A 2218-nucleotide genomic window follows, 5' to 3' on the forward strand; every position below is an offset into this window, starting at 1 on the left:
GGACCCCTTCATACCGACTCGCCCACGCCCGGTCAGCGACTGCGCACTGAGGCGGCACTGTCGGTGGGAGCTGATTACCCTAGTCGAATGTTCGAAACTCCCGATGAGCTCCACAGCCTCCAAGTACTGCTCGACACGTCTTTGGCCGACTCCAGCAGCCATCTCAAGTCGATCATTCGGCCAGGTGAAAGCACCTTGGACGCTGAGCAGCTCGTCCAAGTCTGCCAAGGCATGTGCACCCTGGCGATTGCCACGGTCACCCGGCGCGGTGAGCCTCGCATCAGCGGCGCCGACGGGCACCTCCTGCACGGCCGTTGGATCGTCGGCACCCACCGTCAGGCCGCTAAAGCCCGTCATCTCGCGGCGCGGCCCGGCATCAGCGCGACCTTCATGCGCGGCGAGCAGCTCGGCATCTTCACGCACGGACACGCCGTTCCGCTGAACCCCGAGGGGACGAACAGCGACCCGACTTGGCCGACAATCCGTGACTACCTCGTCAACCACTACGACGGCGACAGCGAGGACCCGTTCTGGGACGAGAACGTCTGGTACCGCATCGACCCCAGCTGGATGGTCGCCTATAGCACCGACCCCGTCGGGCTGCTCGACCAACAACCGTCAGTCTGACGAGCATTCGAGCGGGTCCACCTCAGGCCGTCACTCTGGGATAGTCGAGGCTGACATCTTCAGTGAGGCGACTTTATATGTCGCTGAACATTACGACCAGTTGAATTCGGGTACTCGTGTCGAGGTGGCCGAACAGCGGCTCGGCCAGAGCCGCGCGTCCGGTATGAAATCTGTCCACCAGTTCGTGTCCGGTCATTGTGAGTGTGATGGGTCCGATGCCCCTATGTTTCGTCAAGCGGTTCGTGGGGTCTGATTCGCTGGGTTGGCTGGCGGAGCAGGTGGTAGACCTCGCGGGCGATGTAGCGCTTGAGGCATCGGGTGGCTTCGCGGCGGGTGAGGCCTTGGCTGCTGCGTCGGTCGAGGTAGTCGCGGGTGCGTTGGTCGGCGCGTGATCGGGTCAGGGCGATGCGGTGGAGGGCGGCGTTGGCGCGGCGGTCGCCGCCTCGGTTGAGGCGTCGGCGGCGGGTCTTGCCGGAGGACGCCTCGATCGGGTTGACGCCGCATAGTGCGGCGAAGGACGCCTCGCTGTGCATCCGGTCTGGGTTGTCGCCGGCGGTGACCAGCAGGGCCGAGGCGGTGTCGGGACCGATCCCGTGCCGGTCCAGTAGCTGCGGCGCGTGGGTGGTGAGCACGGCGGTGATCTGGCGTTGGAGGTCGCGTTCCTCTGTGGTGAGGGCCTGGATGCGTTGTGCCAGGCGACGCAGGGTGTAGACGGTGGCGGTGTCGACGTCGGTCGGTGTGGTGTTGGGCATGGCGGCACAGTGGCGGATCAGGGTCGCGTCGGACAGGCCGGTCAGGGTGTCGCGTAGGGCGGCTGCGGCGGTGACGATGACGGCCTTGAGTTGGTTGATCGCTTGGGTGCGGGATTTCACTGCGGAGGCCCTGGCAAGGCGGAACATGCGCAGCATCTCCACCGGTCCGTTGGTGGTCTTGGCTGTGGCGGCGGCCCGGCCTGTGAGCACCGCCAGGGCGGCGGCCACCGCGTCGACGGTGTCGGTCTTGCCGTGGCGGCGACGGGCCGCGCGGTCGGGACGGTTGACCTCGATCACGGTCAGACGCTGGTTACGCAGGTAGCGGGCCAGGCCCGCGCCGAAGGAGCCGGTTCCCTCGACACCGGCACGGCGCAGGTCGCCGAAACCGCGTGCCCAGGTCAGCAGGTCGCGGTAGCCGGCGGCGGTGGTCGGGAAGCTGGCGGAGGTGACCTGGACGCCGAGCGCGGTGATCACCGCGGCGACGTGGGCGTCCTTGTGGGTGTCGATGCCGAGGATGATCTCCTCGCCGGTCGGGTCGGGCGCGCTGTCGGCGGTGGTGGCTGGCATGCTGGGCATGGACTGTTCGTCTCCTGGTGGCTTGGGACGGCGGATGGCCATCGCCAGGCCGGCAGGGCGGTCAGAACTGTGATGGTGCCCTTGTTCGCAGCAAGGCCCCTATCGGGACACGCCCTACCGGTCTGGTGACAGCAGGCCCTCCCGCGAGCCACAGTCGACAGATCGGAGCGAAGGCATCGACTGAGCCGGTTGCGTTGCGGGTCAGACCACGGCCCGCGGAAGCACGGCTCCTACGATCTCAGAACCGCACCATCACACTCACA

At 67.0% G+C, this 2218-nt stretch carries 2 protein-coding genes; one reads left to right on the plus strand and one right to left on the minus strand.

The window, feature by feature from the left end:
- Nucleotides 1-87: 87 nt before the first annotated feature.
- Nucleotides 88-627 (plus strand): pyridoxamine 5'-phosphate oxidase family protein, encoded by a 540-nt coding sequence (locus tag AB0I42_RS37230; RefSeq protein WP_357544481.1) that lies wholly within the window; start codon nucleotides 88-90, stop codon nucleotides 625-627.
- A 221-nt stretch (nucleotides 628-848) separates the two neighbouring features.
- On the opposite strand, the gene AB0I42_RS37235 is transcribed toward AB0I42_RS37230, so the two are convergent.
- Complete coding sequence (locus tag AB0I42_RS37235; protein ID WP_357544482.1) at nucleotides 849-1955, minus strand: IS110 family transposase; 1107 nt, start codon at nucleotides 1953-1955, stop codon at nucleotides 849-851.
- Nucleotides 1956-2218 lie beyond the last annotated feature (263 nt).

This window comes from Polymorphospora sp. NPDC050346 (genome assembly GCF_040655695.1).
In the GTDB taxonomy this organism is placed as follows: domain Bacteria; phylum Actinomycetota; class Actinomycetes; order Mycobacteriales; family Micromonosporaceae; genus Polymorphospora; species Polymorphospora lycopeni.

What these genes read in the sequence shown, in the direction of transcription:
- AB0I42_RS37230 (WP_357544481.1), top strand. Translation starts at nt 88, where the DNA reads ATGTTCGAAACTCCCGATGAGCTCCACAGCCTCCAAGTACTGCTCGAC.
- AB0I42_RS37235 (WP_357544482.1), bottom strand. Translation starts at nt 1,955, where the DNA reads ATGCCCAGCATGCCAGCCACCACCGCCGACAGCGCGCCCGACCCGACC.